A 23,130-nucleotide genomic window follows, 5' to 3' on the forward strand; every position below is an offset into this window, starting at 1 on the left:
TAATACCGTCAATATTAATGGGTATTTATTGCTTATGGCTAACCTCGTGTATCCTGCGCTTAACATGGATGTCTTCATTGTTTCCATTTTTTATTGTCTTAGCAATTCTCTGTATACTGCTTTCACCATTTACGCAGCACAGGGATACTGATTATGATTTTGAGCCTCGACATATGGAAAGAAGATAGGAGCCGGTAAACCGACTCCTATCTTCTTATTTAAATTGTTGTATGTCCCTAAATTCATTCCGGTATTTTTTCGGGATTGATTTTTCAGTTCGCTGGAGATTAGTACGCTGCTTCTGCATACGTTCATTAGCAACTTGCCGTGGAGATACTTTCAGCCTTTGCAATTCTTTCATGGCTTTTTGCTTTGCATTCGTGTCTTTATTGGCCTCAGCTTCAAGGTAATCGTCTATTGCATCGGCTACCTCATCACGAATTTTACGTTTCATACTCTTTTCAACCCAATCCCTGTCGGTAGCCATACTTTCACTAACGGGCATAAATCCTAGAACCTTTTGGACACGCTCATACATTTCCTCATACTTAGTTTTTACGCGTCCCCTTTCACCGCGAGTTTCACCGGCAGCGGCGACTAAGATATTTCCAATACCAGGAGATACGGCTTTCACAGCCTCAAATCCATTGCCGCGACTAATCTCTTTAGCTGTTTGATATATTGTACCAATAACAGGGCCAGCCATGTCTTTAATACTTGTTGGTACCGCGTCACCAATACCAGTTCGTTTAGACACATCTATACCATAGGCGGTATTGGACAATAGACCATACCAAGCCGTTTTTACCAAAGCTTGCCTGTATTCATCTTTACCAGCCCACTCAAACATTGCCTTTTTCGCTTCATCGTCCCAATCCCATCCAAACCAACCAAAGACCTCTTTAAATACGCTAAGCAATGGAATACCCCAAATACCAGATAACAACATGTAAGGAACCCAAAACTTCGCATTCTGTCCAATATCACCATGTTTAGCCAGATCAACCATTAACTCCATTTGCTTGATGGGGTATTTCTTGAATTGCAGCAACACCTGAGACACTGGTCCACCGCGCCTAAAAATGTTCGGGGCATCGTTAACCCCATATTCAAAGTTGGCCTTACGGTTAATATCCTTGGCATATTCAATAGCTTCTCCACGTGATTTACCTTGCTCAACAGCCTTTCGATAAGCACCCAACACAGCTGTTCGGCGCATAAGTAAATCACCATACCGGAATATAATTGTCGACCATTGGAATGCCTTTCCCATTTGACCGGCTTTTGAATAACCTGCAGTCTCCATAGATAGATTAGCATCAACATTGGCAGCTGCTAAGATTCTTCTGTCAGCAAGTGACAGCGCAAACGATGCAGCTAACCCCTGCCTAGCATGTTTATAGCTATCCATTGCACTAGCTACGTTAATAAACTGGGTTAATTGGAGCATTCCAGATGATACATTGAGCATTCCTAATTTAAGCACAGCAACAGCATTAGTAACGTTTGTTACTAATTGCAGTGCAGGTCTATCTCCGAAAAAAGCACCAAGCCATTTGTTAAAATACTTATTGCTATTTAAGCTGTTATTGATTGCATCCTCAATTTCAGTAGGCACGCCGTTAACATCGTTAATATACTCTTTGGTATAGTTGGCAAGACCTTGATATTCCTTATCGTACTGACCAAATAACCGTTCAAAGGTACTGATAGACTTTGATTTAAACGGGTCCATAGCGACATATCGGCTAACCATATTGAAGTAATGTTGATTTACCCAATCGAGGTCTTTCTCCCAACCGTTAGCCCCCTTTCTTTGCAGGAAGTTACCAACGAACCTATGCCGGTTCTTCATGTGGACTTTACCGTCAAGCCACTCTTTGGCATCATCAAGACTAATTTCCAGATCGTCAGAAACCTTTTGGCTCAACTTGAAATAGTTCATGTCGCCCATGATAGCCGCATTTACATCAGCACCCGGGAACCGGAATTGTTTTGGTTTAATCAATATTTCAATATGGGGGTTCGCTTTAACATACGTATTGGCATATTGAACAGCTTCCCGCATGGTTCGAGCTGAATAGAGCATATCTGCTCCTTCATTAGTTTTAGCCATAACAAACCAGTCATGAAAGAAGTGAGGAACATAGCCTTCGCGGTTAGCAATAGGCGGTGTCTGTGATCGATATTCTACCTCGTACCAATTTTCACCACGGGTTAAGCCGCTTGACTCAGGCATGGCGTGAATAGTACCTGTTTCTAGTCGTTCCTTTGTTATTTGCACATTAGGGTCTTGTCGGAGTGCCTCTAATTCCGACTTGGTTACTGTAACAACATGCTCAGTAATTTTAGGCTGTTTCCAGCTAACAAGATATTGGTCGCGTCCCTTTTCCGCAACAGACAAGATTTCAACAAATTTATTGTTTTTCAGTTCGGCAAGTTTTGCCACACTCATATTCTCTGATTTAGTTTCACTCCCTTGACGTATTTCATTAGCAAGCTTATAAGCATGTTGATAAGCAGTACGAATGGCGTGATATGCTCTTATAACATTGCCGTTATAACCGGCATCCTTCAATTCCTGAGTAGTGTAATTGTGTTGGCTTGCGTCACCATCAAGCAGGATTTTAAATAGTGATTTTTTGTTTTCCTTATCACCGAGTAACTTCTCAATCTTATCCAGTCTGTGCCGAAAATCATTGCGCAGCTTTTCTTGTTTCTCCATAGCGGTACTTGCTAGCCGGAAGAATGGCATTAATTTTGGATGTTTTTCGGCTAGCGGCTTAACTGACTGCAAATACCGACCGGCAAAACCAGGCTCGTTTACGACAGGACGGCCAACTACAGTCACATTTTTGGCAGGTTTAAGGCCTAGAGTGTGAGCAAGATTATCAGTAGCGCTTTGTACGGAGTTTTCAGAGGCTTCCGATTCAGCAGAATACTTGATATTACCCTTATTGACATCTTTCTTTTCCTGCTGTACTATACTATTAATAGAGTCATTTGACTCCAAACCACTTCTGATGCTAGCGCTATGGAGATCCTCCCCGACATTTCGAGGATTCTCCCCTAAAGCAGCCCCCGAATCGGGACGGGGTGATAGGGTTGCGCTCCTATCAAGAAGTGGTTTAAATTTTTTTACATAGTCTTCATTTGCAGGTAACGCAGTTTTTACAGTATAAAAATCTGCGCCGCCTTCTCTCTCAGGAACAAGCTCTACGACAGCTACCATATTAGGAGAACTCTTTTTTATTAACATCAATGCCGAACCATTTCCTTGTCTGATTTCTGTAAAGTTAGCCACTACATCCTCTATAAAGTGTTCAACATCTTTATATCCTTGTTGGAGAATCTGGGCTTCATGAGTCGTTTTAGTGTGAATGAGCCCGTAGCTATTGCCACGCCTCTGCTGCCCGACCTGTAGCCGAATCTTACCTGCCTGTCTACGCATTTTACTCGCTTCTTTTGGCGTTATTTCACCAAAATCCTTTGTTCCGTCAGGCTTCACTATGAATTCATCAGGTGTAGCTTGCTGAATATTTACTCCTGATTCAGTTCGAAAACCTTCGACCAATGCCGAAGGTTTTTTGTTTTGCTCTTTATTAGCACTATACTGCATGGCCTGCGCCGGCAACTCCCGATAAGGAAACTTTGTCCTATCCTGCATTGCCCTCTGCCCAGTAGCATCTTTCAGCGATAGCAATACATTTCTAAGACTTTTCTCCACTTCACGAACCTGTTCAGGACTAAAGCCGCTATGCTGGCCAACCTGGTTGCCTACAATCTTCGTTTTAATGTTCGCCAATATTTCTTTTAAGAAATCAACAAACCGATCAAACACCCCTCTGTCCTGCTGTGCTAACTGGCTAAGCCACTTTTGACGCTTAGCCACATCGGCCATTTCATCACCAAACATTTCTTCAATAATATCATCATTAGATAGCAGTAACTCGCCATTATCGCCTCGTAATTGACCTTGCTCTATGGTGTCCCGATAGGCGGTAATTTGTTCAGAAGTAGCAGTAAAAGTATTGTTTACGGTATCATACAAATCTTGATATAGTTCCGGGTCTTGCTGCTTCATCCAATGCAAGGATTCGTGCCAAAAGGCCCATTCAATGCCGCGATTGCCGTTGCGGTTAACGTAGGTAATACCGTCAGCATGGAAGCCTCTTAAACCTCTTGGAGCAACAAAAAAACGAACAGGCACGCCCATTTGGGAGCCTAGTTCGGATAGCGTTTGTTCGTCGGATTTGAGTTTTGGTTCAGGAATAAAGCGGATTTTTAGAGCTCGTTCTATAACGGAATCAGGAGGAGTGTTTTTACCGGAGGAATATTTGATATCAGTATCAATAGTGCCAACTTCGTCAAGGAATGATTGCCGATCAGTCTCCGACTTAAAAGCAAAACCTTTTTGATCCTTGCTGCCGAATTTGTTATACCATCCCTTACATTTCTTGGCTAGTTGCAGCACGTCAGTATACATATCACCAAGGTGTTTGTTTGGCTTTGCAATATAGATAGGTTCGCCAGTCTTAGTATGGTTAAACTGTGCCAGAGAGTAAGCCTCATTGCCTTGTTCCTCTTTAGGAGAAGTCTGCTCCTGATCAGAATCATTACCTTTCTCCCGCTCAGGCATACTGATATTTTCTATCCGTTTAAACAATTCATTGGTATCATCAATTCCTGATAAATCAATTGTTGAACGCTGATTTATTCTCGCGGCCGCGTCAGGGTTAGTCTGTTTTTCCAAAACAACAATCCTTGTTCTCACAGATGTTCCAGCACGCTTAAAGGTTATTCCCGGCAATTTAACTTCTCCAACCATGTGAATACCTTTAGCATCGTCCGACTCATACCACTTATTAAAAGATTTGTCAGTCATGCCGCCGTCCGGTATTAATGCAACTACCCTGCCGCCATTATATAGATGTTTAGTGGCCTTGGCTACATGCTCAATAGCCGTTTTGCCACCATGGCCATAAGGCGGATTCATGATAACACCATGGAATTTGTTGCCAATATAATAATCTTCAAACCTTTGGCTAATCAACTTCGCACTACTAACCATAGCTGCTCTTGGAGCAAGTTCATAGCTTGGCTCAATAATAACATTGTCTGCTGTTTCATTAAAGAATCGCGATATTGCGCCATGCCCAGCAGATGGTTCTAAGGCTTTTTCGTTGTTGGCGAGATTGGCCCATTCTACCATCTTAAGACCAATCGGCTCCGGTGTAGCAAAATAGTCTTGGCCCTCACGGGCTTTATTTTTACTCGTCTTTTTCTGCTGACCGTAATAGTAGGATACAGCCTTTTCAAACGGTGTTAGGCGCTCACGTTTAACCTTGTCTTGCTCTTTACCACCTTTCCCTTCGTTGTCCATGCCTGGACCATAGTCACCGCTTTCCTCAAACGCATCGACAAACGACTCTTTTAATGCTCTTGCATCTTCGCCCAAGGCAAGGTTTTCAGCCGTTGAAGCACGCTCGGCAATCTTACTGGCAAATGTATGCTGCTCAAACGTAGTGCCAGTATTGAGATAGCGAAATATCGCATCAGACGCTTGCCCTACTCGATAGATACGGCCTTCAATCTGAATGGCAGCCGTTGGTTTAACCGGCATCCCTAAATTAATAAGTACCCGCTGGTGTTCGCCGGTGCGATCATGGAGACTTATCCCTTCACGCCCTGCATCGGACTGTACTAAAATTAAATCTTTGCCGCTATTATCATCATTGAATAAGTCAACGTTAGCCAGTCTGGTTTTCTTTGGTATTGTTCCATTAAACAAAAGCGCAGCGTCGCCGAAAGCTTCTTTAAATGTAGCTATTGGTGATTTCAAACCTGAAAAGTCCATGCCGATAAGGTCAGGGCGCTCAGTCTTAAACTCTCGGTATAAATCTTTTAGACTAGTTGCTTCTTGGGAGCCGTTTGTAATAAACTGTTCAGCACTAGCTAAGGTACCTGCATCCAATAGGAATGGATGGAATCCGCCGCCCTTATTAAAGTCATGGAACACTACTACCTTCTTGCCTTGATCTAAGTAATCTTTAGCAAGGTTGACCACATGTTTAGCCTTAAGTGACTCTAATAAATACATACGGTTATGATACTTGAAATTAGCCATGATAACATCATACAATGGCCGGTAGCGTCCGTTGGCTTCATCGTTTAGCCACTTCAAACCTTCGTCCAATTTAGCCCCGATTGCATCATCAACTAATACGAAATGACGGTCATAATCTTTGTCTACGGTTAATACCCTGCCGGATAATACACCTTGTTGTCGCAGCCATTCATGAAACTCCCGTTCCATGAGAGAGTTGTTAACTTCTGCATCGGGCGAAGTTAATTTGTTATACCGCATCCGATAACCGAAGTGCTCTACAAAGAATTGCTCATAGCCGTCTGTGTCATTATATCCCTGGCCCTCTTTATCTGCGTAGTTAAAGAGATAGCCTTCGGCATAGTCAATATTTTTAACATAGGCAAAAGGGGTAGCAGACAAAAATAATACCCGCGGCTTATCTTCCGATTTAAGCGCTTTCCATTCAGAAGTAAGCTCATCCCTTCTTGCTTCCATCTTTCTGGCAAGTTCTGTATGTTTCTTTTCTAAATCATTTACAGACTGCCGCTGGCGCCCATCTCCAGACTGCCGTGCCGTTTCAATGGCCGCATAAGCCTCTTTAACATCATTAACAAGTTTTTGTTCTACATCGTTAAAACGCCCATATAGCCCAGTTTTATGATAAGTAAGTTTGCGCAGGGATTTTAAAGAGCCAGTTGTTTCACCTTTTTCATTACTGGACAAGTAATGTGATTCATCATGAACAATCAGATCCCAGTTTCGTTTAACCAGTGACGAATTTTGCCCGTAATTGGCATAGGTGGTAACGACAATACCTTTTCCACTATCCTTCGTGCTTTCAAGTTGTGAAATATTAAGATCCAGATTTTTGGCCGACTTAATCCAATCGTTTGCAATTTTGTCACTTGGAACAACAATAAGAATGTTATCTTTACCCTGCATGGCAAAACGCTTAACAACACCAAGTCCGCTATATGTCTTACCAGTACCGGTGCCGTTAGTAATTAGAGCGCCGTACCCATCAGAGATAGAAAAACGCTGTTCAATAAATTGAACATCTTCCTGTTGTTCAGGCATCAAAAAAGGCAGCGTATCTCGAATATTATCGAGATTGGCTACCTCTACAGTCTTATTACCGACTTTCTTTTGGGCTAAGAGCTGGGCTGCAACATCTTGTCTGTCTGTAGCAGCTTTAGCAACTCCTGTTGCTGCTGTTGGGTCAGACGAAACTCTTTCGATGCTATTATTACCGCTTCTTGGTAACTGTTCACTTCCGGCAGCGCGTTCCTTATCGCCGGGTTCTTCTTCGCGTACTCCCGGATTGCTTTCGGTTCTGCTATCATCGGAGCGAACATCAGAAAGGCGCTTACCACTTCGCTGCTTACTCCCTGATTTTCTAGCCGCTTCGCTTCCATGTCCATCGCTTCCGCTAATTCCATTTGATCCATGGGGAAGTATTTCCTGCCCCATTCGGTCTGTAATTGGCTGTCCTTCGCCATCTGATTCCACCACGGAGCCGGTACGTTTAGCATCTTGGATTTCCCCTTTCCATTTTGATATACCAGAGTATGCCATTTTTATAAATGGTTCAAATTCACTGCCTAACTCGGAAGCAATACGGTCTGCAAAGTCTTTTTCTTTTTGATGTCCGTTTTCGTATTGAATACCCGCATATTCAAAAAGAGTATTGACCGTTTCCTGATCATATTTTTCGCCATCCGGGAAGTTATTAAGCATTTCCCATGTACTAGGCAGATAAGGTCTAACCTTTTCGCCAACCGCCTCAACTATTTTAGCGGACCAATCACCAAAATTATTAACGCCCCGCTGTGCGTAAATACCGCCTACTCTAAGAGCCGCTTCCATTAATTTAGGGTTAAATATTGGATTCGCTGATAAATTATTCAATTCGCCACGCAAATCCTTTAGCGCTTGGTCTAATGCCTCATCACTATCGTCAAAAACATTAACAAGTTTTTTGGGCTTGCGCTTGGAAAGAAGCTTTTCTTTTAGGGTTTGTTCTTTGCTGGCATCAAAGGAACGATCACTTTCAGCTTCCTCTTTCTTGCCTTGTTCAACGTCGTTTTTTTGTTGTATCGCACCATTGTTCACCGGATAAAACGTAATCGACGAATACCGTTGTTCACCTATCGGAGTATTTACCCGAAAAGTTCTATCCTGATTACGCGCAAATCCTAACTCAACACCAGGGATATTCGCTTTCTGAATATCTGATAATAAAGATACAAAACCATCATGTGGTATTTGTAATTTTTGCTGAATAGACCGCAATCCCACAGCACGACTATCAGTCTGCCCATTGAAGAGTTCTGCAGCTATTTCTTCATAGGCGGCTTTTATATCCTCAATTTTGGGAGTTTGACGTTGAATTACATCCTGTGATTTTGATGGTTGCTTTTCAACTTCCGCTTGCTCTCTTTCTCGGCCTTCTATAGCCTTTCGAATATGCTCCGGCAGTTTATTAAACTGTTCTTCCGCCTTACCATCACCTTGCCGTACCTTCTCGGCAATCCGCTTAAGGCTAGGACTTTTCAAGGCTCCTTCAACTTGCTTTTGCTGAACAGGAGTGAGCTCCGGTTTTACCTCTTCGGCTGGCTGCTCTGTTGGTTGCTCTCTTCCGAATTCTTTTGCGATGGGGATTGCTTGCTTGGCTGCTTGAACACTTCGATTGTCGCTTTCACTTCCGGAGGTAGGTTCTCGAAGTGCTGCCGGAACTGCTCCTGAAATTTTTTCGCGGACGGATGTAATGCCATGTAGAGCCGCCTCCATATCACTAAATTGCTGCCGCATATCATCATTTACAAATTCACCATAATTGGGATCAATATAGCCATTTTTTAAATGCTCCAAGGCAATCTGCGGAATAGCTTCATTGATAACCTTCTGTGGCATATTGTTAGCTGAATAACCACGTTGCCTTGCTAAGTCCATAAACCACTTAAAATTACTGCTGTATGTCCGGCTAAACTTATCTCCTGAAGCATTTTCACTAGTAGCCTTAATCCCTGGTTGCTTAACCTGGCTCCTTAAAACCGCTTCATACTCTTTTGCAATTCCATTGTATTCCTTTTGAATGGTAGATTCAACCTGATTAACGGATACCTTGAAATATTCCAGTACATCAACAAAAAGCCTTTCCATGTCACTCAGTTTATCGTAAGCAGCAGAACGGCGAATATCATCAGCAGTTAGATGCTGCCGGACGTTACTTCCTACCCTGTTTGCTAGATTCTTGTAGATTTCGGCGTGCCTAGTCATACCAAGTTGATTGGCTAAGTCAATAGCTGCAGGATAGTCTTTACGGCTTAGTGCTCGGTGAAGCTCACGGCGCGTCATTAGCTGTTCGGTAGTTGGTAAGGTATTAACAGCCGGTACTACGCTCTGCCGGATTTCATTAATCGCCTGTTGGCCTGCTTGATTGGTTTGATTAGGCATGATGATTTGCGCTGGTTGCTGTCCAGTAAGCTGATTAAGCCGCGTTTCTGCTTCAACCGGGCTAAATACCGACTGCGCCTTAGTCGGTTCTACCCGGCCAGGAATAGGAGATAACCCTTGCTCTGCCTCGTCATACTTTTGGGATGCAATCACATTAAGGATAGCAGCCAAATCACGAACTTGTCCTATTTGTTCTGATTGCCTAAACGGCTGAATAGTAGGAGTATTTAAGTTCTGTACCCCAATTTTCGCATTATTGACAGATTGTTGTATCCTGTTGAAGTTTTGTTGGGATTGATTTAAGGCGGCTTGTTTGGCTAATTCAATTAACTGGGTACCATTGACTGAATAGTTATTGGCGAAATCAGTAAGAGCGGCCGCGTTTCCTTTTACTATGCCAGATAAGTATTTCTTCCATTCCTGATCCTTGCTGTTCTTGATTTCCTGTTGAATAACTTGCTTAATATAGTCCTGCTCAAAAGGTGACATTTCCGCATTAGGTTGCGCAAGTGCCTGTATTTGTTGTTGCTGATATTTTTCAGGAAACAGTTTTTGACCCAGGGTAACTTCCCGACCATTTTCATCCTTAACCTTGTACTCGGATAGTAATTCCGATGGTTTCTTGTCGGTCAAGTGTTTATCAATATCATTGATTTCTTTCTCGTTGTCGCTGGTATCCCTGCGTTCTTCAAGCCAAGTCACTGCCTGCTGCTGTTCTTCGGGTGTAAAGGTCGGGAGTGGAGTTTCGGTGTATTGAGTAGAAGGAGTAGTGTTTGTTATACCACTTGGAGAAGGAGCAATATTTCCCATCTTGCCCACTACAGAATTACGATAATCAAGAGTGCTCATATTGCCGTCAGATAACTTTGCAAGCTGTTCATCTGAAAGATCAGCTCTACCAGGTCCAGCATGCCAAGCAATAGCGACTTTGCCCCAATCGCCAAATTGCTTATAGTATTCCTGCATTTTTGCATCTACGACACGTTCCTGGTTTTCCGGGGTCATAGGAGCATCAGCTGGTAATCCCGCATTCTCTGCCCAACTAGGCCAATTGCTTTCCATGATCTGATATTTACCACGCGCCCTGTCGCCGTCAATCTCCGGTCCTACCGCGTCATAGTCGCCACCTGATTCAATATCAGTTATGGCCGCTTTAAAGTTTTGGAGCTGAGTATTGAAGTCTTGCGGTTGAGGTTGTTGCCGAGTTTGTGCTTGATCTTGTACCGTCCCTGTATCAGCAAAAGGATTAAAGCTGCTATCAGTTGTTCCTTGAGTATTCCTCCCCATTTTATTAGCCGCAATGCCAATACCACCAGTAGCCAGCGAAAATAAACCGGCAGCAGCAGCAGATTCAGCACCTGCGTTAATTGTATTTCGAATATTGTTCTTGAAATTTTGAACACGTTCATCCCATGTACTTCCTGGTGTTTTTGCCCATAATTCAGCAGCATCTTGTGGAAATTGTTGCATAAACTCAACAGTCATTTCAGATGCCGTACCTTCTAGCGCATTACGAATAGGTTTTTCCGACTTCAATGTTTTCAGGATTTTATTAAACGAAAACATTTCAAGTGGAGCTTCCACTGCCGCATCTATCATTCCGGCAGCTAGTGCTCGTTTGGGGTCAACTTTTTCATCTGTTAATTCATTATAATCACTGCCTGCAATCTGCGTTCCCATAGCTGCAGTTCCAGCCAATGCTTTGCCAACTTTGGGAATCCAACCACCAAATGAAGACTCCAACATCATATCAGCAACCTGCGGAATGATGCCCACAGCACCATAAGCCGCTTTTCCTGCAAACGTTGTTGGTTTGGGAACGCTTTTATCTTCTCGCAATGCATCGGTTTCTTTGAGCGAACGTAAATCTCCGGCTATGTTTTTTAATGCTTCAGAGCCGCCTTGTTCTCTCCACTGTTGATATTCTGGAGGCATCTCCGATTCCGGTATAACTCCACGGTCTGACGTTCTTTCATTGGAAAGTACAGAAGCTACACCTTCACCAAATCCTAATTTGCTTTTTATTACATCCTTTGTGCCTTCTTTAAGTGCGTTCCATCCATAACCAAGCAATCCAGGCTCTTCTTGCGTATTATTGGTTGTGTCGCTTTCGTCAAACGGATTAAAACCAGTAATATTGCTATCTTCGAAAGGGTTAAATGGCATAACCTCACCTACATTCCAAATGAGTTAAAGTCAGTATCAGTGATAAGCTTATCAGATAAATCGCCATAGTTTTGACGAATATAGTTTTCGAACTGACCACGATTCCATCTCTGGCCGGATGGAGCAGCCGAGTTTTTCTTAAGCGCATTGGTAATTTGTCCAATGGCGGCATTATAGTCAATAGCCCCGGACGTATTAGAGTTCCCTTGCCCCATGCCCAACATAGAATCTAATTGTTCCTTTGCCGAGTTATAATTATCCATAGCCTGCTGCATACCCGGCGTTACCGCAGTAGGGTCATACTGGTTTGCCGACGCTTTATATAACTGCAGCGCCGATGTCATATTGTTTTGTAATGCTTTAATCTTCATTTGATCGGATTTTGAGAACGAAGAAACATTGGCTAATCTATGGGCCTGTCCGTCACCAGTAAAGCCTATTACATCACCGGAATCAGTAGTCATGTAATGTTTAATACTATTTGCATCATTTGCTAATCTAGCCCAATTTAGTGCGCTATTATCGGCTTGAGTCTTTTTTTGTAAGTTAAGCTGAGCTTGGGTGGCCGGCGCAATACCCTTATTATAAGTTTCAACATCGTTGACAGAAGTAGGGCCGAAACCATAAGCATTTGGTTGAGTAGTCTGAACCATTTTAATCTTATCATTAGTGTCCACTGTAGCCATCCCTGTTTTCGGAGTCAAATCCTTTGGATTGACTTTGTCACCATACAAGGAATAGTATCGCTGAAGAATCTGCGTCTTTTTCGCAGAGTCAGGTTCCGTTTGGTACTGCCCTAATAGAGCAATAGCTTCCCGATCGTTATTACTCTTTGAATAAGCATTAGCTATTGGTGCAAGCTTTTGCATAGCCACATCGCTAAGACCAAGCTTTTGCAACCCTGTTAATAATGTAAGCGGATCATTGGCTTGCTGCTGTGCCTGCTTAATTGCATTGCTAATCCCGGTTATACTGGCATCCACATCAAAATTAGGCTGAGTCGTTGCTCCTGCATCGCGCCCCATGTCAGAAGGACGCGCAAACTGGCTCACGTCAACTCCTATGGAACCTAGTTTTTTAATGGCAGGGTCAATAAGTGTGTTATACTGATTATCAATCCAGCCTTGTATATTGCCGTAGGGAACGTCCTGCCCCGGCAATGTATAGCCCTTTGGGGCTATCTCACGAAGTTTATTGGACTTTGCAATAAGATCTTTTCTTCGCTGATCGTCGTCGGCAACCCCTGTAGCATCATAGTCGGCCCATTTTTTATTAAGATCCTTTATTCCATTCGCATATTGTAACCAATCCTGCGCAGTAGCAACTTGACTATTGGCGTTAGCAATCTCCTTGCTCTTATTCAGCATGTTAGTAACAAGTCCAGCACCTTTATCAATTTCGTTATCCAGTTGCTTTTTCTGCTGATCGGCACCATACTTCTGCCCAAGTGCAAACCCAACCTGATCAAGCGCCTGATAGCGCGGGTCGGATAAATAGATAGCCATAGCAATCCCTCCTTACCATTTTGTCGCCCATCCGCTGAGTGCCGAGCCGAGCAATCCACTACTGCCTTTTTTTACAGTTGTCTGGGCTGGGCTGGAAAGCGCTGTTTGTTGATTTAGCAGCCCGGTATATAAACTACTCGCTGGTTGCGTCGCGCTTAAACCTTGACTTGCTAAAGAGTTGGCCAAGCTACCCTGCGTCTGTAAAGCGTTTAAGTAATTATTCATATACCAGTCTGAGGCATCCGAGGAAGCCTTGGATAGTGCGTTCTGCGTCATAGTATTACTGCCAAGGTTTTTGAACGCCATGTTGTTAGCAACAGATCCTGCCTGCTGGTTGTATAAATTCATTGCTTGGTTTTGTAAATTAGCCGCAGTATCTCCTGATAGTTGACCGCTAGCAGCCTGAGAAAGCAGCCCCGTACCTGTATTGTAATTATCCGCAGCCCCATTCAGAATACTGCTGGTACTGTCATATAACTGGTTTTGCAGATTAGTTTGTGTTTGACTTGCCGGATAGAGGCTGGCCGCTGTGGTTTTTACCTTGTCCTTTGAGCCGAATAATGCTTTACCTATACCACTCATCAAGTGACCTCCTTTTCTAAAACATAATGCCCATCAGAAAACCCGGTCAGCGTAAACCCGAACTTACGGGTAAATGCTGCCGGGTTTCGTTTTGTCCAGAACCTGAGTTTCGTGCAACCTAATCCTTTTGCTTTATTACTTAAGTGGGAAAGCCAATATTGACCATCACCGCACACTTCCCCGATAATCAGTACGGCGCCGTCTTGAATGCATACACAGAATCCGTGCTCTGCATCAAATACAACGTCAGCCTCCGGCCAGCCTCGGAATTGTTCTCCTGTTTTCTTTTCATATAAGCAAATCCATTTTCTCATTATGAGCTACTGACATCTACTAGGCCAATCGCCAGCCAATTAACATTACCGCTCATGGGGTCAGCATCGTCATCAGATAAAGCAATACTAAAAGTAGTAGCTGATATATCTCCTACAGTACAGCATCTGTTGAAAGCTTTATTTGCATCAGTTGCTAAAACGACATAGCATTGTGTAAACCCTTTAGGGAAACTGACAGTCACTCTGCCACCAGAGGGGACAAAGTTTGTCCCCCATTGAAAGCAAAGTCCGTTACTTAAAATTTGATAGCCACTAGTTGACAATGAATTGCCGGAACTGCCTAGTGATTTGCTTGCAATCAGATCACTAATACTCGTAGTGCCTATTGTTAAAGTAGTAGTTTTAATTGCTGTATTGTCAACATCATTAGTCAATTTTCCCGAACTATTTAAAAGCGGAATATTATTTGCAGTACCGTCTGCATGTTTTCCGTCAACTGTATCAACATTAGCGTACTGCAATTCTAGAAGGACTTGTTGATATAATGCTGTTAGGTCTGCGTAGGCCTTTAAAAATTCAGCTATATGCTTGTCTATCGCTGCTTTAACTGTATCACCGCCTGCGGAACCTGCAGCAGAATTGACCGGATACCCTGGTGAATATGTGTTTGCCACTGGTATGCACCTCCAATAAAAATAGACGCCTATGCGTCTTTAGTGGTTTCTATTATACCGGAACATTCGATTCTACTGCTTGACTAGCTTTATAATTCGCAATAACTTCCTCTGTCCAAACAGCATTTGCCACAGCAACAACTCTTGAATCTTCATTAGTTAGGTCATCACCAGGACTGAGTACATGACGATGATAATTTTTGGATATCTCCAGGCCATCCTCAAGAATCTTATCTACCCTGCGTACCTGAATGCATCCCGACTCTAGAACCTCAATTTTGTCAATGGCGCTAACTTTTTCTAATGCCATATTAATCTCTCCTTTAACTTACAAAATAAGTTCCTGTTATATATAACGAGGGAACCGCAGTACTAATTGGTACAAATGAAATGACTGTATCGGATGCCTGTTGTAATAATGAAATAATATTACCACTGGCTGCTAAATACCCGGATAGTTGAGTACTAAATGTAATTCCACTAGCCAATACATTAACTACAGAGGTATGACTACTAACTGTAAATGGTAATCCCCCTATTCTTACATACCCCGTTCCTGTATGTGCAGTCCATGACAATATTATATTGTAATTAACAACATTTCCTACTTTTGTATATTTACCTAATACTGTAACGTAAGTACCCTCTCCGATTGAGGTTGTTCCATAGGCATAAGGTGTAAATGTCCCTTCTTCATAATCATCAAGTATGTTTGGGTCTGTACTGGGATTAGCAGTTGCAGGAAATTTTATCTGTCCTGCTGTAGTTACTACTCCTGTAAATGTGGGGTTCTTAGTAGTTGCTGTTTGTCGTATTGTTGGAGTTGCAGAAGTTGTTATTCCTGTTTCATCCGTAATTATCTCCATTGCCCAACCAGACGAGAATGCCGCACGATTATTGTAGCCAGCTACTACCTCAGATATAACTATTTTGGGAAACCCCCAAACCGTAGTAGTAGTACCTAACAAAATACAGCACTTAGTACCATCATGAGCAAACCTAACAGACGAAAATGGTATATAACTTGATGCATCGGCAGACGTGTTTATCCATACGCTTACATCTGGGTCAGTATAATTGTACCCACTAACTACTAGATCCCACGCGCCTCCAGTAGTACTGTAGTCGTAGCCTACAATTTTTATTCGCAGCATTGTGCTTGACCAGCTTACAGGTAGGGTTATTTTTAATGTTCCTGTAATGTTGCCGTTATTGTTATAGGCAGCTACATCACGGTACTTATAAATCAAACCACTAACCAGGCTTTCGGCCTTTACAACTGTTTGCCGCGTAATAGGTGCAGCAGAAGTCGTTATCCCTGTTTCATCTGTAATTAAAGCCATTAACCAACCGGATAAAAATGCCGTTTGATTACCGAAACCAGTAACTACTTCAGATATAACTATCTTAGGGTAAACCCAAGTTGTAGCTGTGGTACCTAGTAAGATACAGCACTTAGTACCATCATGAGCAAACCTTACAGACGAGAATGGGGCGTAATTAGATATATCAATTGATGTATTCCGCCATGTGCTCGTATCAGCGAAGTTATATCCACTAATTGTCAATTCCCACGCGCCACCAACATCACTGTAGTCATACCCTACAATTTTAATTCGTAGCATTGTACTTGACCAGCTTACAGGTAAAGTTATTTTTAATGTTCCTGTAAGTGTCCCTGCGGCATTACTGTCATAAGTAGCTACATCCCTATATTTGTATACCGCGCCACTAACTAAGTTTTCCATTTTCGTAATGATATCGGAAGGATTTGCTCCACCATAGGATATCTGCCACGTGCCGGTACCGATATTATAATAAAGCCGAGATTTTTCAGCCTTTAAACTGTCAATGATTTTGAGGCTGACGTATTCTTTTGCTATGATATTAGTGTATAAACACTGATAGTCATTTAAATCAAAACTAACACCCGCAACAGCATTGTTAACGTAAGTGTTAATTTCTGTTTTGTACTTATCAATTAATATGGCAAGTTCTTTTTTAGCGTTATCATTTAAACCTGTATTCGTTATACCGCTTTGTAGTGCAGCTATCTGCTTATCGTAGGCGGCTACTATCGTATTCAGTGAAATGAAATTTCGTTCAATAGCTTCCTTGGTTATGTTTACATCTAATTTTTTGGTCGCCATATGCTATACACCCACTATTTCAAGCTTAATATGATTTAACGCAAATGTACCCTTAGTACTAGTAAGCTCCCATGCAAATTCATTGCAGCGGTATACCTGCCGTTTCTGTGCTTTAGTTGTACGGGCCAATGTCCAAATAGGGTAATTAGCATCATAGACATATCCGGTTTGATCATAAACATAAGGACTATTTGATACATAACCTATTGGCAACTCTAACTTACCAATAGACACCTTGGCATCGACATCACTGAGAGCATCTACTGATACACCTATGCGCTTAATTAGAAAGTCGTCCATTCCGGTATGGAGCTTACCCTTCACTTTCACAGTAATGAGGTTACCATTTACTTCAGTATTAGATGTTTCTTTCAGCTTATAAATTGTATTGCCGACTAGTACATAAACCACGCTACCTACTACGCATACGTCATCTATTGGTACACTAAACTTACGCATAGTCCAAATACCTAGGGAATAATGAAATAGATAAGTTGTACCTAAATCATCGGCCCGTACCCAAAGCTGTTTTTTCGGTGCCACATCCCAAATACGTGCATTTTGACTTACACCCTGCAGCAGTTCTTTATTGACTCCGGCTCCAACAGCTGCTGTCTTCAGCGAACTGTACTCTTCACTCGCAAAAGACAAAGCGTTAAACCCGTCACTGCCTATGTAGTACAAGTCGCTGCCAACAGCAATAAGTCCGTCCTGTCCTACTGTGTATACTCCATCTGGTCCTTCATAGTTCTGAAATGCTTCAGGATCATCCCCAACAAAGCGATACGTTTTACCTGAACTTTTAATAACGATAATATTACTCCCAAGTTGCCACATAGCCGCAATGCCACCAGTACCAGGTGCGATATCAGCATACCATGAATCTTGTTCTGTCCAGGTATCACTAGAAGTTGAACCAGTCTGCCAGTTAGTGATATCGTTGGCCCCGCACATGCTGATACGCATCCCATCGGAATTGGCAACGCAAAGCCGACCGCCGCGAACATAACACATAGTAGAAGCAGGAGAAGACGCAACCGCGGTTAATGCCTGCTTATACCCGTAATACTGCACCCGGCCACCACTTACGATAGCTGTGTAATTACTGTAAACAGCATAATTTGGACGCCTGATCCCCGTTAATGTTCCTATACTCTCGATTGCCGAAACGGGCGATAAATAACCGGACAGCTTATACAGCGTCCGGCCACAGTTAACCAAGAAATAATTGTCATTGCGGTTATAAAAAAGTGTATCTGCTTTTTCCGGCAGTTGTAAAACTTTTTCTAATCCATCAACAGTTTTAAGTCTACCTGTTACATAATCAAGCTCAACATTAAGCGCGGTTTGCAGCATGTTTTCGGCAAACAGTGAACTACTTGCCGGAATATCCAGACGCAAGCCACCGCTAAAGTCAGCGAAGGTAGTTGGTTCTCCGTTCTTATTACGCGTGGATGGTCTAGGCATTCACAACACCACCTGCGGCCTGTTGTGCTAGAATTTTTTCATCTTGAGAGATATCATCAGCATTACGATTTAACGCTAATATTGCTGTCCTTTGAATAAGCAGAGTATCGTAAAAAGGCCTAAACGGTGAATACAGAAGATCGTAGTAACTTGATACAGCCATATAGCTAACGTGATCCTTAACGGCAAAATAACGTATAGGTACTGAGGTTGATCCATCAAGTATCCTACACTTGTTCCCGGTAATCTCAACAGGAAACACACCACATAACGAATGATATGCTACAGGAATAATAACATCATCTGTGACAGTTAAATCTTTAACCATTTCAGAATCTTTAGCTTGTATCAGCTGTAAACTGAGCCAGTCAATAGCGTCATTCAGATACCCAACCAGTTCTATGTCTTCAAATTCAATTGCATCTGTGTCAGTAATGCGCTCTCTTATACGCCGAAGAAGACTAGCGATTGTTGAATTAGGACTAGTTTCGACAATCGCTGTTTCGTTATCTCCAACCACATACCGCCACACACCTGTAGCGGTGATACTAAGCGTGTTAAACGGTGCAAACTCCCCATTAAATTGTTCAAGCCCCTTTACAACAATAGGAATGGCGCCTACAGTTACCGTTAGGGCTGCGGCGCCATCGTTGATCATATTTAAACTGATCCCATATTGAGGTAAGGTTACTGTGGAATTTCCGGTTCCACTGCCACTAGAAATAATCATAAAACGTAACCTCCATTAGGACGTTGCATATGTTGGTTCAATATTCCCAGTATGGCCAAAGTAAGTTGTTACACTTCCATAAGGTGTAGTCTTTAACTCAGGACAATTTCTTAAAATAACCTTCCAAGTCTTATCCCCTTGTTTAGTAGGAACGTCACAACCAGGATAGAACCAAAAAACATTCAAACCACTAGTCATGTTGGTCTGAATGTTCTCAAAGATTATATTGTTAGGTAATATAACTTTGCCGTCATATACACACTCATATATGTTTCCATTAGATACTACTTGACCACCAGTACTATATGAAGTACTAGCTGTCCATGCAGTACCACTTGTGCCAGTAGAAACGTATTTCCAAATGTGATCTCCGTCAACACAATATGCATTCCCTGGAACTGGCATTTTACCGCTGGTAGTGCCGTCATGATTTGCTAACTGGTATATACGTCCGTCAGCTTCACAAAAACTGTTTAGTTTATACCATTGTTTAGGTTTCCATTTTAATCCAATAAATTTTAGTCTAGCAGTACCACAATCACTTTCTCCAAACCAATACGTGTCATAAGGTGGATATTGGTCGAGAGTTCCTCCTTTAATAACTTCATATATTCTTCCCTCTGCCATAATTATTTGTCCAGTAGTAACAACCATCTTTGTTTCCCAATCAAGACACCAATTTCCTTTTATTGTGGCATAAGTCCACCAACAAGAATCGGCTTCCTGTACAGCGTCATTTACACCGTCAATAACTGTACCACTCGTATGAGTAGGGAAATATCCAGCAGACGTTCCTGCAGTTACACACTGGAATATATACAATGGATAGAAGTTAGAAGGGTTAGTAGCACATATAGCACCAACAGAATAAGCATGTTTAGATTGCCATAATGCGTCTGACATATATACTAATGTTGCAGAGCCACAAGTAATCGAGTTACCTGTTTTGTCTGTAGGCTTAGTACCCCAATCAAGTGTCCCTGCTCCAGTGCATTTATAATATCTAATATTATAGAATTGAGTTTTCTTATCTACGTCCAGGAAGGTATCATAAACTCTTAGGATTTGATCTACTGATATATTTGTATTAGAACCACCAAAATTCACTCCACGGCCTATATAATGCCATTTAACTGTGCCATCATTTGAATAATTTGTTTCATGAGAAGGGGCGACAGTACCAGTAGTTGCTTTTCGAGTACCCGCAACTTTAAAACCAAAGAAATATGTGCCTGGCACATTCGTATAGACTTGAACATTTTTACAGATAATCTCAGGTATTTTGAAATGTTTGGTGATCGCTGTTGCTGTTGGAGAAAATTCCATATAAAATAGTTTGAATTCTCCATCAGCAGGATTTTTCGTGTATACTCTACAATTATCAACATAAACTGTACCCTCGAATATTCTCCCATAGGTAATGTCAAACTCTACTAAATGAGAAGAAGGATAACTGTCATTTCGAATATCATTCCAATACCAGTTACAATTTGTAAAACTTGCTACTCCTCTGCCATAGCCAATTTGAATACCATGGTTGTAAAAAGTACATTCGTCTGCATATAAATTATAGAAATAGTCATGGATATCAAGACGATTCATATGACAGCGTTTAAAGTAGATATTTTTAACACTGTCCATTGCAGTAACACCCCAATAACCTTGCATACGGCAATCTTCTACATATACGTCGGAGCAGTTTGTCATGCGCAGAATGTACCCAGAAGTACCATTTGTACCACTCTCTTTTTGACCGGCGGCATTCAAACCTTGCAAGTTTTGAACTCTTACATTATAGGAATCCCATATATAAATCATTGTATTTTTGAACTTAGTATTGTGTAAAGCAGCTAAGTTTGGTCTAAATATGAAGTCCCTAATTGTTGCATTGTGACGTTTGACCCAAGCCACTGAACAATATTTATTCGCGGAAGTATTAAACTTTACGTCACACCCAATGAAAGTTCCATGAATATTAGGTATAAACGTGTAAGAAGTGACAAATTTAGTAAATGATTGCATACTGATATATCCACCATTCACCAAATCAGATACTTGGCAATTGATCTCAACGCCACCAGCATTTACCCATTCGTCAGTAAAGGGAGAAGAACAGAGACCATCACCATCATGTATTATCAGTTCTCTCCGGGCTACAGTATACAAATACCCAGCATCGTCACGCGCAGAATATGGGTCTTCTTCAAGTTTTAATACACAGTTTGCAGGTAATTTATCTTCACTAGTAGTAGGCTGTTGGATAACAAAATTGTCTTGTTCAAATGTTGCCTTAGTTTCTGCTGATGCTTCAAAGTCCCAAACTAAGCTATCAACTTCACCCCATACATAGTAGCCGAACCAACTTGCGTTCGTATCGTCTACTAGTATTGTGGAACCACTCAAATCTATATCTGAACAGAAATTGATGCAGTCTGTATCTTTCTTATATATAGTGCCTTGGTGATTTTCTACTTTACACAAGTACTGTTTTAAGTTTCCAGAACTATCCATTTTATAAACACTATCAGCGTATTTATGACATTTACGCATCGCCGGACCATCATCATCAACGCCATTAAGCGGAGCACCCCACATTTTATAGGTTACTACTTTTTGATTGGTGCACATCGCGTAAAGTTGGGGATCCGTAGTTGCGTCATCAGAAGTATCCGCGGGAGTCTTTTTAGCAATAGGTAATGCCCAAGTTTTACCGGCGGCAGTAGCTGCATTTACAATAATGTATTCTCCTCCACCATCATCGCCCTCATCTGCATAACAACGAGTAATACATTTATCATTAATATGAAAAGTAGTGGTGGCTAACATTTCTGCCTGAGTATTAAATATGTATATCTGTATACCCATATCAACCCCGCCAGAAGTAGAATACTCTACCCAGTTAGAGTTTGTAATACCTGTTTTAAGTTGATATGTTTTCATATCCTCTTCACAATATACCAGCATGCCCTTTTTTCTACGATCAGCAGTAATAGCATCGCGTGCAGTGATATCTGCTACAGTTCTATACCCGCCACGATTATATTGTTCATCCGTTGCGGCATATGTATCTGAACTATCCGTCGGAGCAACAAAACCAGTTACACGTACACTTCCAGGAATAGTACTCATAAATTCTCCTCCTTTCTAACTTATCGCAATGTTAATAGCACTGCCTAAAACATTAGTAGTCCGATGAACACGATAAGATGTAGCTATGCCGAAAGAATTAGTAAGTAACACTAGATACGGTTCTTGCATCGCTACATCAAAATTAGTACTTGGATCTTTAAAAGTCGCAGCTGTTCCAAGTACCGCTGGATAGGCAATATATTTATATCCACCGGAGTTAAATGAATATGTTCCAGCAAAACCGGATGACAGTCCGTTAACTCTTAGTGCTTTAACATCTGCCTCAACTAGCGACCCGGAAGAAGTACTTTCACCATAATAGCGTTTCCACATCCAATTAATTGTGAGATCTCGACTAAAAGTACTAGATTGTGAATTTGTACCAGTAATGCGAAATGTGTGCGATGTAGCTGTGCTTTTACTAATCGTACTAGTAGTTACTGATTCTGTACCATCATTTGCTATTCCGGTAATTAAATCGGTACTATTGGTTACGTCTCGAATCCCTATACTATTTGCAAGAATATCAGGACTATTACTTGTTGACCAAGTAATAGTTTTTGAAGCAGGAATAGTATCTCCTACTTCAAGTGACGTTGATAATCCCGAAATAGCAAACGCAGTAAATGTAGGTGACTGATATGGATAAAGAAGTGCGTCCCACATTTGTTGCATTGTTCTTTCATTAAATGTTGAACCCGCCGCAATACCACCTACTGCTGTTGGAGTTAGTGCAGTGTTTGTGTATGTTGTTCCGCCTGCCTCAATTGTTGTAATCTTATTTTGCAGATCAACTCTAACAGTCTCTATTTCATCGTGAACCTTCTGACTACTCCATACAGTTGTCAGCGTAGTAAGTAAATCATCTATAAAAACAGGTAGCTTTTCCCAGTTCATTTTACTATTTC

Annotated in this window: 11 protein-coding genes; all 11 read right to left on the bottom strand. The window is 41.8% G+C overall.

The window, feature by feature from the left end:
• Positions 1 to 214: 214 nt before the first annotated feature.
• Genes AC1ECB_RS23070 through AC1ECB_RS23120 form a run of 11 tightly spaced genes read right to left on the bottom strand, consistent with a single transcriptional unit; the run spans position 215 to position 23,119 of the window.
• Positions 215 to 11,710, bottom strand: coding sequence for a DEAD/DEAH box helicase family protein (locus AC1ECB_RS23070; protein ID WP_485665984.1), 11,496 nt, complete (start codon positions 11,708 to 11,710; stop codon positions 215 to 217).
• Between the two features lie 8 nt (positions 11,711 to 11,718).
• Positions 11,719 to 13,215, bottom strand: coding sequence for a hypothetical protein (locus tag AC1ECB_RS23075; protein ID WP_485665985.1), 1,497 nt, complete (start codon positions 13,213 to 13,215; stop codon positions 11,719 to 11,721).
• 12 nt (positions 13,216 to 13,227) lie between these two features.
• The gene (locus tag AC1ECB_RS23080; protein WP_485665986.1) at positions 13,228 to 13,797 is read right to left on the bottom strand and encodes a hypothetical protein; all 570 of its coding nucleotides are present in this window, start codon (positions 13,795 to 13,797) and stop codon (positions 13,228 to 13,230) included.
• A complete protein-coding gene (locus AC1ECB_RS23085; protein WP_485665987.1) occupies positions 13,797 to 14,111 on the bottom strand; it encodes a DNA-3-methyladenine glycosylase in 315 nt (104 codons plus the stop codon). Before AC1ECB_RS23085 ends, AC1ECB_RS23080 begins: the two co-directional genes overlap by 1 nt.
• Positions 14,111 to 14,746: a gp53-like domain-containing protein gene (locus tag AC1ECB_RS23090; protein ID WP_485665988.1), complete on the bottom strand. Its 636-nt coding sequence runs from the start codon at positions 14,744 to 14,746 to the stop codon at positions 14,111 to 14,113. Before AC1ECB_RS23090 ends, AC1ECB_RS23085 begins: the two co-directional genes overlap by 1 nt.
• Before the next feature lie 52 nt (positions 14,747 to 14,798).
• On the bottom strand, positions 14,799 to 15,056 hold the full coding sequence (locus tag AC1ECB_RS23095) for a hypothetical protein (RefSeq protein ID WP_485665989.1): 258 nt from the start codon (positions 15,054 to 15,056) through the stop codon (positions 14,799 to 14,801).
• A gap of 13 nt (positions 15,057 to 15,069) precedes the next feature.
• Positions 15,070 to 16,896, bottom strand: coding sequence for a hypothetical protein (locus AC1ECB_RS23100; protein ID WP_485665990.1), 1,827 nt, complete (start codon positions 16,894 to 16,896; stop codon positions 15,070 to 15,072).
• A 3-nt stretch (positions 16,897 to 16,899) separates the two neighbouring features.
• Entirely contained in the window at positions 16,900 to 18,363 is a 1,464-nt protein-coding gene (locus AC1ECB_RS23105; protein ID WP_485665991.1) for a hypothetical protein, read from the bottom strand.
• Positions 18,356 to 19,093, bottom strand: coding sequence for a hypothetical protein (locus AC1ECB_RS23110; protein ID WP_485665992.1), 738 nt, complete (start codon positions 19,091 to 19,093; stop codon positions 18,356 to 18,358). Before AC1ECB_RS23110 ends, AC1ECB_RS23105 begins: the two co-directional genes overlap by 8 nt.
• Before the next feature lie 15 nt (positions 19,094 to 19,108).
• Positions 19,109 to 22,222, bottom strand: coding sequence for a hypothetical protein (locus tag AC1ECB_RS23115; protein WP_485665993.1), 3,114 nt, complete (start codon positions 22,220 to 22,222; stop codon positions 19,109 to 19,111).
• 15 nt (positions 22,223 to 22,237) lie between these two features.
• Positions 22,238 to 23,119, bottom strand: a complete 882-nt coding sequence (locus AC1ECB_RS23120; protein WP_485665994.1) for a hypothetical protein — start codon at positions 23,117 to 23,119, stop codon at positions 22,238 to 22,240.
• Positions 23,120 to 23,130 lie beyond the last annotated feature (11 nt).

This window comes from Sporomusa sp. 246TCP1, assembly GCF_057319775.1.

Excerpts from the sequence above, each read along its gene's own strand:
- AC1ECB_RS23070 (WP_485665984.1), bottom strand. The coding sequence starts at position 11,710 with ATGCCATTTAACCCTTTCGAAGATAGCAATATTACTGGTTTTAATCCG.
- AC1ECB_RS23075 (WP_485665985.1), bottom strand. The coding sequence starts at position 13,215 with ATGGCTATCTATTTATCCGACCCGCGCTATCAGGCGCTTGATCAGGTT.
- AC1ECB_RS23080 (WP_485665986.1), bottom strand. The coding sequence starts at position 13,797 with ATGAGTGGTATAGGTAAAGCATTATTCGGCTCAAAGGACAAGGTAAAA.
- AC1ECB_RS23085 (WP_485665987.1), bottom strand. The coding sequence starts at position 14,111 with ATGAGAAAATGGATTTGCTTATATGAAAAGAAAACAGGAGAACAATTC.
- AC1ECB_RS23095 (WP_485665989.1), bottom strand. The coding sequence starts at position 15,056 with ATGGCATTAGAAAAAGTTAGCGCCATTGACAAAATTGAGGTTCTAGAG.
- AC1ECB_RS23100 (WP_485665990.1), bottom strand. The coding sequence starts at position 16,896 with ATGGCGACCAAAAAATTAGATGTAAACATAACCAAGGAAGCTATTGAA.
- AC1ECB_RS23105 (WP_485665991.1), bottom strand. The coding sequence starts at position 18,363 with ATGCCTAGACCATCCACGCGTAATAAGAACGGAGAACCAACTACCTTC.
- AC1ECB_RS23110 (WP_485665992.1), bottom strand. The coding sequence starts at position 19,093 with ATGATTATTTCTAGTGGCAGTGGAACCGGAAATTCCACAGTAACCTTA.
- AC1ECB_RS23115 (WP_485665993.1), bottom strand. The coding sequence starts at position 22,222 with ATGAGTACTATTCCTGGAAGTGTACGTGTAACTGGTTTTGTTGCTCCG.
- AC1ECB_RS23120 (WP_485665994.1), bottom strand. The coding sequence starts at position 23,119 with ATGAACTGGGAAAAGCTACCTGTTTTTATAGATGATTTACTTACTACG.